The sequence below is a fragment of the Ruegeria discodermiae genome, from assembly GCF_030758345.1.
Taxonomy (GTDB): domain Bacteria; phylum Pseudomonadota; class Alphaproteobacteria; order Rhodobacterales; family Rhodobacteraceae; genus Ruegeria_C.
Window position 1 is genome coordinate 55,723 of sequence record NZ_JAVAMO010000021.1, and the last position, 14,242, is coordinate 69,964.

Sequence of the window (14,242 nt, forward strand, 5' to 3'; positions counted from 1 at the left end):
TCAACCCGTTAATATGGCGAACCAGGCAAGCAGCCTGGTTCGTCTTTTTTATATTGTTGCCGGTTATCCACATAAAAGCGCGCGCTCAAACCATTGATTATTGCAAAAAAACCGCTTCTGCCGCAGAGTAGCCGCGATAAAGGGCAAAAAGACCCGAAAAACGAGGCGTGATCGGAAAGGCAGGTCACATGAAAATCGACAGATGGATGAAGGCAGCCCTGCTGGGGCTGACTGTCATGTGCAATACCGACGTGGTCCAAGCACAAACCGATCCGCTGCGGGTCGTAAAAAGGGATATGGCCACGACGCTTGACGTGCCGATGAACAGGGCGGTTGTGGTCGAAAGCGACGAACCCTTTGCAGAACTCAGCATCGCCAATGCCGGCATTGCAGATATCTCGTCCCTCTCTGATCGCAGCATCTATGTTCTTGGCCGGTCCCCAGGCGTCACCACGATGACGCTGCTAGATGCGACGGGACGACTTATCACCAACGTAAATGTACGCGTTGCTCCCGACGTGACTGAGTTCAAGGAACGCCTGCGACAGATTCTACCCGGCGAAACAATTGAGGTACGCACGGCCAATGACGGCATCGTGCTTTCGGGCAATGTGTCCAGCAGCGCGCGCTTGGAACGGGCCCTAGAACTGGCGGAACGTTACGCGCCCGAACGGGTATCGAACCTGATGAGCGTGGCGGGGGTGCAGCAAGTCATGCTGAAGGTGCGGTTTGCCGAAATGCAGCGCTCCGTCACCAAATCGCTCAGTGCATCGCTTGGTTTCTCAGGCGGCAATGCGACGGGCGGCATCAACACGCTGAACTCTGCCGGTTCTTTGACGAATGCGTTGAACGGCAACATTCCAGCCAACAACGAAAACACTGGTGCCCTTTTGTTCGGTTTCAGCGCAGGTGCCACACAGATCCGCCTGCTTCTGGAAGCCTTGGAGCAAAAAGGCGTGGTGCGCACTCTGGCGGAACCCAATCTCTCTGCCCTTTCGGGGCAAGAGGCGACCTTCTTAGCGGGCGGCGAGTACCCGATTCCGGTCGCCCAGCGTGACGGGCTGTTTTCGGTGGAATTCAAACCCTTTGGCGTTCAGTTGAGTTTTGTGCCTCGCGTTGTGGATGGCGACCTGATCAATCTTGAGATGGTGGCCGCGGTTTCCGCGCTTGATCCGACCAATTCAGTGGTCATCAACGGGGCGACTGTCAACGGCTTCTCGCGCCGGGAAACCTCTACTACCGTTGAGCTTTTTGACGGTGAGAGCTTTGCAATTGCCGGTCTGATCCAGGATGATTTCCTGGACAACAACTCTCAACTTCCCTGGTTGGGCGACCTTCCGGTATTGGGAACGCTGTTCCGCAGCGCGAACTTCCAACGCAGCCAAACCGAACTGGTGATTATCGTGACCGCGCATCTGGTCTCGCCAACACGTGGCGAGGCGCTGGCACTGCCGACCGACCGGGTAACGCCCCCGAGCGAAACCGAGCTGTTTCTGTTCGGCAAGACCGCGTCAACCGTGCGTGCAGGCGGCGGCGCCGCATCCGAGGTCGCAAAGCAGGATTTCAGCGGCTCCTACGGATACGTGCTTGAATGATCGGGAGGATGAAACCAATGCATAAGATGATCTCGATCCTTGGTCTCTCTGTGGCCGTTGGCGGTTGCGCCTATGACGCAGGCTATGAGGTCGATTCGGGCACATTCGGAAACGCCACTCTGAACAATGCCCAGATCCAGACCGGTGCAAAAAGCTACGTCCAGGTTCTGGGAGAGCGCTTTGCCCGCGAAGTACCCGATCAGGTAAACTTCGCCTTCAACAGTTCACAACTCGACCCCACCGCACAGCAGATTCTGCGACAGCAGGCCGATTGGATCAAACAATTCCCCGAAGTGCGGTTCAAAGTGTTCGGCCATACCGACAAGGTCGGCTCGCCCAGCTATAACCAGCGCCTCGGTCTGCGTCGCGCCCAGGCTGTGGTAAATTACCTGACCAGACAAGGCGTTAGCCGCAACCGCCTTGAAGCCGTGGCATCGTTTGGCGAACGCCAACCACTGATCAACACCCCAGACCGGGACCGCCGCAACCGGCGTACCGTCACCGAGGTGACCGGCTTTATCAAACGCAACCAGACCCTGGACGGCAAATATGCCGAGGTGATCTATCGCGAATATATCAAGAGCGCGGAACCGGCCACCGGCTTTGACATTGACGACTCATCGGCCTTCGAAAACTGAGTACAATAGCGACGAATTGGGCGGGATCGTCGCCCAATTCCCTACAATTGGTTCTTTTCGGCCTAAATCTCGCCCAACTTCGCAACGACACTGCCTCCAATAGGTGATTTGCGGCCTTTTTCAGGGTCGTGGGTGGGTGACGCAAGCCGGGTACAGCGCAATGCTGATCGACTTTCCCATCGTATTTGAATGAGGATGAAGGTAATGAGCAGTGGAATACCGCAATCTGAGACCGCTCCGATCCTGGCCTGCACGGTCAGTCGGGACGTCCAGAATTTCGACCTGCTGATCGAAGACATGGAAGCGGCGATGGGCGAAAGCTGGGGAGACCTGGGATTCGCCGAGGCGCTGGCCTTTTTCGGACAGCCCGAAGCGGAAACACTGGAATTCATTGCACTGGCGCTGGATGGCGATGACGAGGATAATCTGGTCCTGATGGGTGAAATCATCACGCAGGCCAAAGCGCGCGATATCGGCGTCATCCTGATCGCCGAAGATGTCACACCCGCCTCGCTTCACCAGCTTCTGCGCAAGGGCGGGGATGAATTTGTACCCTACCCGCTTCCCGAACAAGAGCTGCAACTGGCCATCAACCGGCTGCGCAGCAAAGAGGATCCACAAGTCGCGCAGGGCCAGACCAACAGCGCGCCGCTGAACACAGGCACTTCGAAAGAAGGGGCCGTGATTGTCGTTCACGGGCTTGCAGGCGGCGTTGGCTCAACCACGATGGCTGTGAATCTGGCATGGGAACTGGCCAATGTTGCGCGCGACGAGTCCCCATCAGTCTGCCTGCTGGATTTCGACCTGCAACATGGTTCGGTCTCGACATATCTTGATCTGCCACGCCGCGAGGCCGTGTTCGAGATGCTGACCGACACCGAGAACATGGATGATGAGGTGTTTGGTCAGGCGCTGGTCAGCTATGAGGACAGGCTCCAGGTTCTGACGGCTCCCTCCGACATGGTGCCGCTTGACCTTGTGACACCGCAGGATATCGACCGGGTGATCGAACTGGCGCGCGCCCATTTCGACTTTGTCGTCATCGACATGCCCAAAACGCTGGTACAATGGTCAGAGACGGTTTTGCAAGCCGCACATGTCTATTTCGCGATGATCGAACTGGATATGCGGTCTGCCCAGAATGCCCTGCGCATGAAACGGGCACTGCAATCGGAAGATCTGCCGTTCAACAAGCTGCGCTTTGCCCTGAACAAAGCACCAAAATTCACCGATCTGAGCGGAAAGAGCCGCGTCAAGAGAATGGCGGAGTCGCTGGGCATTTCGATTGAACTGCAACTGCCCGATGGCGGCAAAGCGGTAACCCAGGGCGGTGATCACGGCCAGCCCTTGGCCACATCCGCGTCCAAAAACCCGCTGCGCCGGGAAATCGCCAAACTGGCGCAATCAATCCACGAACTCGGCACCGGCGAAGCGGAAGCCGCTTAACGCGATTCACGAGGGGGTCCAAGATGTTCTCAAGGTACAAAAAGCAGAACGCCGCCGCGCCGGTCAAAGCCGTGCAGCCAAGCGCAGCCGCCAAGCCATCCATCGAAATCGCCCCTGCCCCGACCAAAAAAGAGCTGCTGCGCAGGCCGATGCCAGCCAAAAAGGCCGAAGCAGCACCGCAGGACCGTGAGCGCAAGCGCAAGGATCGTCTGGGCGAGATCAAGATCGAGCTGCACCGCGAATTGCTCGAGAACCTCAATCTCGCGGCGCTCGAACATGCCTCCGAAGCAGAGCTTCGCAACGAGATCAGTTCGATCTCGTCGGAGATTCTGGAACAGAAAAGCATCGTTCTCAACCGTGACGATCGCCAGACGCTGAACAAGGACCTCTATGACGAAGTAACCGGGCTTGGCCCGCTTGAGGCGCTGCTGCAAGATGACACGGTAAACGATATCCTGGTCAATGGTCCGCACCAAATCTTCGTGGAACGGGACGGCAAGCTGGAACTCAGCGATATCCGGTTCAAGGATGAACGCCACCTGCTGCGGATCATCGACAAGATCGTGTCGGCCGTGGGTCGCCGCGTCGATGAGTCGAACCCCTATGTTGACGCCCGCCTCGCCGATGGCTCACGCTTCAACGCGATGGTGCCGCCGATCGCGGTCGATGGCTCACTGGTGTCGATCCGGAAGTTCAAGAAAGACAAGCTGGGCATCGACGATCTGGTAAATTTCGGGGCTTTCACCGAAGAAATGGCGGCATATCTGCAAGCCGCCGTGGCCACGCGCCTGAATATCATCGTGTCGGGTGGTACCGGGTCGGGTAAGACGACCACGCTGAACGCGCTCTCCAGCTTCATCGATAATGCCGAGCGCATCCTGACGATCGAGGATACCGCGGAACTGCAGCTTCAGCAGACCCATGTGGGTCGGATGGAAAGCCGCCCGCCCAACGTCGAAGGCAAGGGCGAGGTCAGCCCGCGCGACTGCCTCAAGAACGCTTTGCGGATGCGTCCCGACCGCATCATCGTCGGCGAGACGCGCGGCGAGGAAGTGATCGACATGCTGCAGGCCATGAACACCGGCCATGACGGATCGATGACCACGATCCACGCCAACTCTGCCCGAGACGGTATCAGCCGTCTTGAGAACATGATCGCCATGGCGGGGATCGAGATGCCGATTAAGGCGGTGCGCAGCCAGATTTCTTCGGCTGTGAACCTGATCGTGCAGGCAAGCCGCCTGCAGGATGGCTCGCGCCGGATGACCTCGATCACCGAGATTACCGGGATGGAAGGGGATGTGATTTCCATGCAGGAAATCTTTCGCTACCAGCGCGTCGGCCTGACACCGGACAACAAGATCATCGGCCATTTCACCGCAACCGGCGTGCGCAGCCACTTTTCGGAACGGTTCCGTATGTGGGGGTATGACCTGCCCGCATCGATCTACGAACCGGTCAGTATGTAGGGGACCAGGCCATGACTATCAGTGCAGAGCCAATCATCTACATCGGGATCTTCATCGGTGTTCTGTTCCTGGTCGAGGGAATCTACCTGCTGTTTTTTGGCAAGTCGATCAGCCTGAACAACCGGGTGAACCGCCGTCTGGATATGCTGGACAAAGGCGCCGGGCGCGAAGAGGTTCTCGAACAGCTGCGCAAGGAAATGCAGCAGCATATGCGCAGTCAGTCGATCCCGCTTTATTCGCTGCTGGCGGACAAAGCGCAGAAAGCGGCGATCGCCTTCACCCCGCGCCAGTTGATCATGATCATGATCGGTGTGGGGGTGGTCGCCTTTGTCGGCCTGAGCATTGGCACCCAAACCGAACCGCCCCTGCGCATCGCCGCGTCGGCGCTGATCGGGGTCGGTGCCGTTTACTTCTGGGTGAACCGCAAAGCCAAGAAACGCATGGCGCTGATCGAAGAGCAATTGCCCGATGCGGTCGAATTGATGGTCCGATCACTACGCGTCGGCCATCCGTTCGTGGCTTCGATCCAGATCGTTGCGAAAGAGGCCAGCGACCCGATCGCAACGGAATTCGGGGTCATCTCGGACGAGGCCTCTTATGGCCGCGACGTCAGCGATGCGCTCAAGGAAATGGCGGAACGCCTGGACCTTCAGGACTTGCGGTTCCTGTCGGTCGCGGTCTCGATCCAGCAGCAGTCGGGCGGTAACTTGGCTGAGGTTCTCGACGGGCTGGCCAAGGTGATCCGCGCGCGGTTCCGGTTGTTTCGCCGGGTCAAGGCGATCACTGCCGAAGCGCAGTGGTCGGGCAAGTTTCTGTCCGCCTTCCCGCTGGTCTGCCTGATGGTGATCCTGGTCAACGATCCCGGCTACTATGATGGGGTCATGGATCACCCTTGGTTCATACCGGCCTGTTTCTTTGTCGGAATCCTGCTGACAGCCAACCTCATCGTCATGCGCATCCTGACGAATATCAAAGTCTGAACCGGAGCACCCATGGAATTCCTGCAGAATATCAATGATCTCCTGACCGAACATCTGGGCGAGTTTGGCCCCTTGATCGTGGTGGGCGTCGTCGGCCTTTTCATGATCCTGGTGACGCTTCCCTTCATCCTCAATCAGCCCGAAGATCCGCTCAAGAAGCTGAAACGGGACGTGAATCCCAAACCCAAGACAAAGTCCAAGAAAGAGCAGCTGCGTCAGGGCAGTCGGAACGAGCAGCTTGACCGGTTTGCGACTTTCCTCGAGCCGCAGGACGCCGAGGAATACACGGCAATGCAGCTCAAGATGCGGCAGGCTGGCTACCGATCCAAGGATGCAATCCGCGTTTTTCACTTCGCCCAATTTGTCCTGGGCCTGGCCGGCCTGATGCTTGGCGTGGTCTATGTGACGATTATCATCGGAGATCAGGACCTCGGTGGCACCACCAAGCTGATGTATGTGTTTGGGCCGGGCTTGGCAGGGTACTACCTGCCGAAATACTGGATCACCCGCCGCGTCGAAGAGCGCAAACAGGCGATCACTGCCGGCTTCCCGGATTCGCTCGACATGATGCTGGTCTGTGTCGAGGCCGGTCAGTCTCTGGATCAGGCCATCGTTCGGGTCTCGGGCGAATTGCGCGCCTCCTACCCCTATCTGGCGGATGAATTCGAGATCGTCGCTTATGAAATGAAAGCCGGTAAAGAGAAAGACAAGGTTCTGCGTGACTTCGCGACGCGCTGCGATGTCACCGACGTTTCATCCTTTGTGACCGTGATGATCCAGTCTGCCAGTTTCGGTACCTCGATTGCCGAAGCGCTCCGGGTCTATGCGGGCGAAATGCGTGACAAACGCGTGATGCGCGCCGAAGAGGCCGCAAACAAGTTGCCAACCAAAATGACCCTCGCCACAATGGGGCTGACGGTTCCGCCCCTGCTGGTCATTCTTGTCGGACCTTCGGCAAAGGGCATCATGGATTTGGGCAATATGAGCGCCGGCTAAAACGAAAGTGGAAGGTGTGAACAGGCACGCACCAAGTCAAAAACACCTGATCGCCACCGTCGCTCTTGCGGCGGTGGTTTCGTGTTCGGCCTCGGATGAGATCACTCTGCCCGATGATCCCTTCGCCCCCGGAATCGACCACAAGGCGCAGGCGGTGGACGGTGTCGAGGTGGGACATCGCCTGATGGCGGCGGGCGAATATGAGTTGGCGATGGATGCCTTCACCCGGGCCGCGCTGGAACAGGGCATGACGCCCGAAATCCTCACCGGTCTTGGCACCGCAAATCTTGAGCTGGGGCGCCTGGGACAGTCCGAGATCATGTTGCGCCGCGCGGTCGAGGATGCTCCGGACTGGCCGGAAGCCTGGAACAATCTTGGTGTGCTTCTGATGGAGAAAGGTGAAACCCCCGAAGCCACCCAAGTGTTCAAGAAAGCCTACGCTTTGGACAATGGCGAAAGTGACTCAATCCGGGATAATCTTCGGATAGCACTCGCAAAATCTGAAAATCCTGCTATTAATGCTCCTGAGGCAAACCAAGAATATAAGCTGGTGCAGCGGGGCGAAGGGCAGTTCCTGATCCGCAAGACACCATAAAAGGACAGAGCAGCAAAAGGACGCAAAAATGCGCCACCTTATTTTGATCCCGGCACTTGTTGCAGGCGGGCTGGGGCTTTCCGCGTGTGTGAGCAAGAAAGATCAGGCCGTCGAACGGGCGCTGCAGGATGTCAACGTCATCGATGAAACCGGCATCAATGACGTGATGCTGACGGTCGGTGACCCGAACGAAGCGGTCGCGTACTTCCAGCGCGCCACCAAGACCGCCCCCGACCGGATCGACCTGCAACGCGGGCTTGCCATGTCGCTGGTCCGGGCCAAGCGCAACACCGAGGCGGTCTCGGCCTGGACCAAGGTAGTTGGGATGAAAGACGCCACCGATGCGGATTCGGTCGATCTGGCCGATGCCTATATCCGCAATGGCGACTGGAAAAAGGCCGAGGAAACGCTGGACAAGGTGCCCCCGACCCATGAGACCTTCAAGCGTTACCGGCTTGAGGCGATGATTGCGGATTCCAACAAGGAATGGAAACGCGCCGACAGCTTCTATGAAACGGCCGTTGGTCTGACGACCAAACCCGCCGCAGTGACCAATAACTGGGGCTATTCCAAGCTGACACGCGGCCAATATGCCGAGGCCGAAAAACTGTTTGGCGAGGCGATCCGGCAGGACCGCACATTGTTCACCGCAAAGAATAATCTGGTTCTGGCACGCGGCGCGCAGGGCAACTACACGCTGCCGGTGGTACCAATGAACCAGGTGGAACGGGCGCAATTGCTGCATACGATGGCGCTGACCGCGATCAAGCAGGGCGATGTCACCAAAGGCAAGACCCTGCTGCGTGACGCCGTCAAGACCCATCCCCAGCATTTCGAAGAGGCGATCAACTCGCTGCGCGCATTGGAAAGCGCCTGAGCCATGGCGATCCCGTCCCTGGTCGCGCTGTGGTTCCTGCCGCTGGTGCTGCCGCTCTGTTTCTATGTCGCCTTCACCGATCTGCGTGAAATGCGGATCACCAATCAGGCGGTTGTCGCTCTGGCGCTGATCTTCGTGGTGATGGGACCGTTCCTGATGAGCTTTCCCGCCTATGGCTGGCAATTGGCGCAGCTGGTTATTGTGCTGTTCGTGGGCATCATCCTGAACGCCGCCGGGGCGATGGGCGCGGGCGATGCCAAGTTCATGGCAGCCGCCGCGCCCTACGTTGCGTTGGGCGACCTGAGCCTTGTGTTCATGATCCTCTGCGCCAGCCTTCTGGCGGCGGTGGTCACGCATCGGCTGGCCAAACACACAGCCCTGCGCCGGATAGTACCGGATTGGAAAAGCTGGGATGTGGGCCGCAAATTCCCGATGGGGCTGAGCCTGGGCTTTACGCTGGCGCTCTATCTCATCCTTGGTGCTGTTTACGGAAGTTGAACAATCCCCGCCCCTGCCCCGGCTTTGCCCTTCTGCTGCCACAATAGGCGGGCAGTTTCGCGCCATGCGGGTGCACCGCAGCGTTTTGATGAGCCAGCCCAAGACGGATTTTACCGATGAACATGCAGACCCCCAATGTCATGGCGCCCCCTGCCCCCAACGGGCTGGCCGAGATGCGCCTTCCCATCGTGATGATGCGGGACATTTTGCTGAAAACGATGTTTCGCAAGAATCTCGAGATGGTTAGCGAGATCGCCGAAGCGATCTGTCTGCCGGGATCGGTGACGCAGGAGCTGGTCGATATGGCCCGCGAACAAAAGCTGCTGGAGGCAACAGGCACGCTCAACGCCAATAATGGCAATGAAATGGGCTATCAACTGACCGATGCAGGCCGCGCTCGCACGCTTGACGCGCTTAGCCAGTCGGAATATTTCGGCGCGATGCCGGTGCCGCTGGAGGTCTATAGCGAACAGGTCAAGCGCCAGTCGATCCGCAACATTCAAGTCACGCGCGAACAATTGACCAACGCCATGGGCCATCTGGTTTTGCCCGACAGCTTGCTGGATCACCTTGGCCCGGCTGTCAGCGCCGGGCGGTCGATCCTGATGTATGGCCCGCCGGGCAACGGCAAATCCTCAATCTCGAACGGCATCCGCGATGCTTTGGGCGACAAGGTCTATGTGCCGCGCGCCATCGAATATTCCGGTCAGGTCATCACTGTCTACGACCCGATCGTACATAACGCCATTGAGCAGGAGGCTGACGACCCGACCCAGCTGCGCCGCCGCAAACGCTTCGACAGCCGCTATGTGATGTGTGAACGCCCCACCGTGGTCACCGGGGGCGAGTTGTCGCTCTCGATGCTCGATCTGGTCTACAACCCGACCGCGCGCACCTATCAGGCTCCGCTGCAGCTGAAATCCACCGGCGGCATCTTCATCGTCGACGACCTTGGCCGTCAGGCCGAACCGCCGCAGGCCCTGATCAACCGCTGGATCGTTCCGCTGGAGGAAAGCAAGGATATCCTCGCCCTGCAATCGGGTGAAAAGTTCGAGGTGCCCTTTGACACGCTGGTGATCTTTTCGACCAACTTCCACCCCAACGAGATTTTCGACAAGGCGGCGCTGCGGCGGATATTCTTCAAGATCAAGATCGACGGGCCGGATCAGGAAAACTTCCTGAAGATCTTTGCGCTGGTTGCCCGCAAGAAGGGCATGCCGCTGGATGAGCGCGCGCTGGTGCATCTGCTCAAGGTGAAATACCCGACCATCGACAACATCTATGCCAATTATCAGCCAGTCTTCCTGATCGACCAGATGATCGCCATCTGCGAGTTCGAGGGCATCCCCTACCAGATGAGCCCAGAGTTGATCGAGCGCGCCTGGGCGAACATGTTCGTGAAGGAAGAACAGATCGTTCACTAGGCCCGCACAGGCCTCGCGCGCCCGTTCCAAAGGTGAAACTGCTGCGCTAAGCTGGCTGCAATGGCGCAGATTCCCCCCGCAATTCTGAACTGGTTCGCAGCCAAGGGCTGGTCGATCCATCCGCATCAGCAGGACATGTTCGACCGGGCCCAGAACCCGGCGACGCTGCTGATTGCACCCACGGGCGGCGGTAAGACGATGGCCGGGTTTCTGCCAACGCTGGCGGAACTGGCCAATGGCGATCACGACGGTCTGCACACGCTTTATGTCTCTCCGCTCAAGGCGCTGGCCGCCGATATCAAGCGCAATCTGCGCACGCCGGTGGACGAGATCGGGTTGCCGATCCGGATCGAGGATCGCACTGGCGATACCTCAGCCACGCGGAAAAAGCGCCAGCGCGCCGACCCGCCGCACATCCTGCTGACCACGCCGGAAAGCCTGGCGCTGCTGACCTCCTACGAGGACGCGCCGCGCATGTTTGCCGGGTTGCAGCGGGTGGTGGTGGATGAAATCCACGCGCTCGCCGAAAGCAAACGGGGCGATCAACTGATGTTGGCGCTGGCGCATCTGCAAGTGCTCTGCCCTGGTTTGCGCCGGGTCGGTCTCTCGGCCACGGTCGAGGACCCCGACGCCATTGCCCGCCTGCTGGCGCGCCATCCCGATCCCTGCGATATCCTGCTGGCCGACCCCGGCCCCGACCCCGATATCGCCATGCTGCAGACCGAGGAAATGCCGCCCTGGTCTGGTGGCGGTGCGGCCTATGCGATACCGGCGGTGCTGGAACAGATACGCCAGCACAAGACCACGCTGATCTTTCACAACACCCGCGCGCAGGCCGAAATTTTCTTTCACAACCTGTGGCTTGCCAATGAGGAAGGCCTGCCGATCGGTATCCATCACGGCTCACTCGATCGCCAGCAGCGCGAACGGGTCGAGGCGGCGATGGTGCGCGGCGATCTGCGCGCCATCGTGTGCACCGGCTCGCTCGATCTGGGCATCGACTGGGGCGATGTCGATCTTGTGATCCAGATTGGCGCGCCCAAGAACGTCAAGCGGCTGGTGCAGCGGATCGGGCGTGCCAATCACCGCTATAACGCGCCCTCCAAGGCCCTGCTGGTCCCCGCCAACCGGTTCGAGGTGGTGGAATGCGTCGCCGCGCTGGAAGCGGTCAAGGCGCATGATCTGGATGGCGATCCGCGCGGGCGCGGCCCCCGCGATGTGCTGTGTCAGCATATCCTGATCGCCGCTGCCGCTGGTCCGTTTGAAGCGGACGCGCTCTATATACAGATGACCTCCGCCGGGCCTTTCACCGATCTGACGCGGGTGGAGTTCGACGATTGCCTCGATTTCTGTGCCACGGGCGGCTATGCCTTGCACGCCTATGACCGCTGGCAGCGCCTGCTACAGCGACCCGACGGGCACTGGCAGTTGCGCGACCCACGCGCGGCGGCGCGCATCCGGATGAATATCGGCACCATTCAGGACACAGATACGCTAAAGGTACGGCTGAAACGGAGCCGGGGCGGCAAACCCCTGGGCGAGATCGAAGAAGGCTTTGCCGCCTCGCTCACCCCCGGTGACACCTTCCTGATCGGCGGCCAAATCGTGCGCTATGAAGGCCTGCGCGAGATGACCGTCGAAGTCACCCGCCGCGCTGACAAGAAGCCCAAGATCGCCACGTTTATGGGTACGAAATTCGCCACCTCCACCCAGCTCAGCGCCCGCATCCTCGACATGTTCGCGCAAGAAAGCTGGCCGCAACTGCCCCGCCACACCGCCGACTGGCTCAGCCTGCAACGCGACGTGTCGCAACTGCCGCAGCGGGGCCGGTTGCTGGTTGAAAGCTTCCCCCATGACGGGCGCGAACATGTCTGCGTCTACGGCTTTGCCGGGCGCAACGCGATGCAGACGCTGGGCCTTTTGCTGACAAAACGGATGGAGGAGGTCGGCCTGCACCCGCTGGGCTTTGTCTCGACCGATTACGCGACACTGATCTGGGGCCTCGATGCGCTGACCGATGCAGCGCCCCTGTTTCGCATCGAGGCGCTGCGCGACGGACTGGACAGCTGGCTGGCGGGCAACGCGGTGATGAAGCGGACGTTTCGGGCCTCGGCCACAATCGCCGGGCTCATCGAGCGCAACATGGGCGGGCAGCGCAAGAGCGGGCGGCAAGCGACGTTTTCCTCCGACATCCTCTATGACACGCTGCTGAAATATGACCCCGATCACGTGCTGATGCAGATCACGCGGGATGAGGCGATGCGCGGGCTCGTGGATTTCGGGCGAATCGAAGAGATGATCGCGCGGGTCGGCGACCGGATCGACCTTGTGCGGCTGGGCCGGATTACGCCGCTGGCCGCGCCGCTGCTGCTGGAAGTCGGCAAGGTGCCGGTCAAAGGATCGGCCGAAGAGCGGCTACTGGCCGAGGAAAGCGAACGCCTGCTGTCAAAGGCAGGGCTGACGTCGTGAAGGGCTTGCACATAATCGAAACCCAAGGGAAGAAACGGGCATGAACGGTTTTGAATTCGAATTTGCAGGCAAGCAATTGGTGGCCCTGGGATCGGGTGCGCTTTGGTGGCCGGACTGGCGGCTGCTCTGCGTCTCGGACCTGCATCTGGGCAAATCCGAACGGATTGCCCGGCGCGGTGCGCCCGCCCTGCCCCCTTATGAGACGCGCGACACGCTCAACCGTCTGGCCGATGATCTGGACCAGACCGGCGCGCGGATCGTGATCTGCCTGGGCGACAGTTTCGACGATCTGGATGCGGCACGCGCGCTTGGCGAGGGCGACCGGCAATGGATCGCCTCGCTGCAGGCCGGGCGCGACTGGACCTGGATCGAAGGCAATCACGATCCCGGCCCGGTCGAGATCGGCGGCCAGCATCGGCACGAGCTCCGCATCGACACGGTCACGTTCCGCCATATCGCCGCTGCGGGTGCCGTGGGCGAGATTTCGGGACATTTTCACCCCAAGGCGCGCATCCGCACCCGTGGGCGCAGCATCACCCGTGCGGCGTTTCTGGTGGATCGCGACCGGCTGCTGCTGCCCGCCTATGGCACCTATACCGGGGGGTTGCACTGCGACGACCCGGTCCTGTGCGACCTGATGCGCCCCGATGCGCTGGCGATCCTGACGGGCAGCCCGCCGCGCGCCGTGCCGATGCCGCGCGACAGCTGAACTGACAATAATCAGAAAGGCAGAATAATGGACCAGCGGATCAGGGACAGTTTTGCACGACAATCCATGATGGCGACGTTTGGGGCCCGAATCGATGAAATCTCTGAAGGCCGCGTGGTTCTGAGTGCCCCGATTCTGGACACCGCCCTGCAACAGCAAGGCGCCGCCCATGCAGCGCTGAGTTTCGCGCTGGGAGATTCGGCGGCGGGCTACGCCGCGCTGACCCGGATACCCGAGCCACAGGACGTGATGACCGCAGAGATGAAAATCAACCTGCTCGCCCCGGCCCGCGGTCAGCGGCTGCGTGCGGTTGGCCGGGTGGTGAAGCCCGGCCGCAGGCTGACCATTGTCACCGCAGATGTCTATGCCGTCGCGGGCGAGCAGGAAACCCATGTAGCCCTTTTGCAGGGGACGATGGTTCCGGTTGGGCGTTAGGCGGTCAGCCCCTCGGGTTCTGGCAGGTCGTTGGCGCGGCAGGCGGCGGTTAGGGTGTTTGCCAGCAGGCAGGCGATCGTCATGGGGCCGACGCCGCCGGGGACGGGGGTG

13 protein-coding genes and 1 pseudogene are annotated in these 14,242 nt (G+C 60.1%); 13 read left to right on the top strand and 1 reads right to left on the bottom strand.

What is annotated here, in order from left to right:
* Positions 1–188 precede the first annotated feature (188 nt).
* The 13 genes from Q5Y75_RS25425 to Q5Y75_RS25485 all read left to right on the top strand — a co-directional run bounded on the left by Q5Y75_RS25425 (position 189) and on the right by Q5Y75_RS25485 (position 14,131).
* Positions 189–1,595, top strand: a complete 1,407-nt coding sequence (locus Q5Y75_RS25425) for a type II and III secretion system protein family protein (RefSeq protein ID WP_306202826.1) — start codon at positions 189–191, stop codon at positions 1,593–1,595.
* Between the two features lie 17 nt (positions 1,596–1,612).
* Positions 1,613–2,233, top strand: a complete 621-nt coding sequence (locus tag Q5Y75_RS25430; RefSeq protein ID WP_306202828.1) for an OmpA family protein — start codon at positions 1,613–1,615, stop codon at positions 2,231–2,233.
* Between the two features lie 204 nt (positions 2,234–2,437).
* Positions 2,438–3,679 carry a CpaE/TadZ family protein gene (locus Q5Y75_RS25435; protein ID WP_306202830.1) on the top strand — a complete coding sequence of 414 codons (1,242 nt, stop codon included), beginning with the start codon at positions 2,438–2,440 and terminating at the stop codon, positions 3,677–3,679.
* A 23-nt stretch (positions 3,680–3,702) separates the two neighbouring features.
* Positions 3,703–5,148, top strand: a complete 1,446-nt coding sequence (locus tag Q5Y75_RS25440) for a TadA family conjugal transfer-associated ATPase (RefSeq protein WP_306202833.1) — start codon at positions 3,703–3,705, stop codon at positions 5,146–5,148.
* Positions 5,149–5,159: 11 nt separating this feature from the next.
* Entirely contained in the window at positions 5,160–6,128 is a 969-nt protein-coding gene (locus tag Q5Y75_RS25445) for a type II secretion system F family protein (RefSeq protein WP_306202835.1), read from the top strand.
* Between the two features lie 12 nt (positions 6,129–6,140).
* Positions 6,141–7,124, top strand: coding sequence for a type II secretion system F family protein (locus Q5Y75_RS25450; protein ID WP_306202837.1), 984 nt, complete (start codon positions 6,141–6,143; stop codon positions 7,122–7,124).
* 16 nt (positions 7,125–7,140) lie between these two features.
* Positions 7,141–7,719 (top strand): tetratricopeptide repeat protein, encoded by a 579-nt coding sequence (locus Q5Y75_RS25455; RefSeq protein WP_371933310.1) that lies wholly within the window; start codon positions 7,141–7,143, stop codon positions 7,717–7,719.
* 28 nt (positions 7,720–7,747) lie between these two features.
* Positions 7,748–8,596 (top strand): tetratricopeptide repeat protein, encoded by an 849-nt coding sequence (locus Q5Y75_RS25460; protein WP_306202839.1) that lies wholly within the window; start codon positions 7,748–7,750, stop codon positions 8,594–8,596.
* Between the two features lie 3 nt (positions 8,597–8,599).
* Positions 8,600–9,094 carry a prepilin peptidase gene (locus tag Q5Y75_RS25465; RefSeq protein ID WP_306202840.1) on the top strand — a complete coding sequence of 165 codons (495 nt, stop codon included), beginning with the start codon at positions 8,600–8,602 and terminating at the stop codon, positions 9,092–9,094.
* 116 nt (positions 9,095–9,210) lie between these two features.
* On the top strand, positions 9,211–10,518 hold the full coding sequence (locus tag Q5Y75_RS25470) for a DUF8689 domain-containing protein (RefSeq protein WP_306202842.1): 1,308 nt from the start codon (positions 9,211–9,213) through the stop codon (positions 10,516–10,518).
* A gap of 60 nt (positions 10,519–10,578) precedes the next feature.
* Positions 10,579–12,987: a ligase-associated DNA damage response DEXH box helicase gene (locus Q5Y75_RS25475; protein ID WP_306202844.1), complete on the top strand. Its 2,409-nt coding sequence runs from the start codon at positions 10,579–10,581 to the stop codon at positions 12,985–12,987.
* A 40-nt stretch (positions 12,988–13,027) separates the two neighbouring features.
* Positions 13,028–13,696: a ligase-associated DNA damage response endonuclease PdeM gene (gene pdeM / locus Q5Y75_RS25480; protein ID WP_306202846.1), complete on the top strand. Its 669-nt coding sequence runs from the start codon at positions 13,028–13,030 to the stop codon at positions 13,694–13,696.
* A gap of 27 nt (positions 13,697–13,723) precedes the next feature.
* Entirely contained in the window at positions 13,724–14,131 is a 408-nt protein-coding gene (locus Q5Y75_RS25485; protein ID WP_306202848.1) for a PaaI family thioesterase, read from the top strand.
* Here the strand turns inward: Q5Y75_RS25485 and Q5Y75_RS25490 are convergent.
* Positions 14,128–14,242, bottom strand: a pseudogene (locus Q5Y75_RS25490) (bifunctional methylenetetrahydrofolate dehydrogenase/methenyltetrahydrofolate cyclohydrolase); the annotation flags it as partial. The gene Q5Y75_RS25485 and the pseudogene Q5Y75_RS25490 overlap by 4 nt on opposite strands.